Raw genomic sequence first — 405 nt, forward strand, 5'->3', positions numbered from 1 at the left:
GGATCGCCTTCGACGCGGCGTACAGCTCGTCGTTCTGCGCCTGGCTCAGGAAGGGGGCCGGGGCCTCCTCCACGAGCTTCTGGTGGCGGCGCTGGAGCGAGCAGTCGCGGGTGGAGACGACGACCACGTTGCCGTGGGTGTCGGCCAGACACTGGGTCTCCACGTGGCGCGGCTTGTCGAGGTAGCGCTCGACGAAGCACTCGCCCCGGCCGAACGCCGCGACGGCCTCGCGGACCGCGGAGTCGTACAGCTCCGGGATCTCCTCCAGAGTGCGGGCCACCTTCAGGCCGCGCCCGCCGCCGCCGAAGGCGGCCTTGATCGCGATCGGCAGTCCGTTCTGCTCGGCGAACGCGACGACCTCGTCGGACCCGGAGACCGGGTCCGGGGTGCCGGCCACCAGCGGGG

General features: G+C 72.6%; 1 pseudogene. It reads right to left on the reverse strand.

Annotated features, from left to right (window positions below):
- Positions 1-405: pseudogene (locus tag LPA54_RS40750) on the reverse strand (acetyl-/propionyl-CoA carboxylase subunit alpha); the annotation flags it as partial.

The organism is Streptomyces sp. DH12, assembly GCF_020873895.1.
GTDB lineage: Bacteria > Actinomycetota > Actinomycetes > Streptomycetales > Streptomycetaceae > Streptomyces.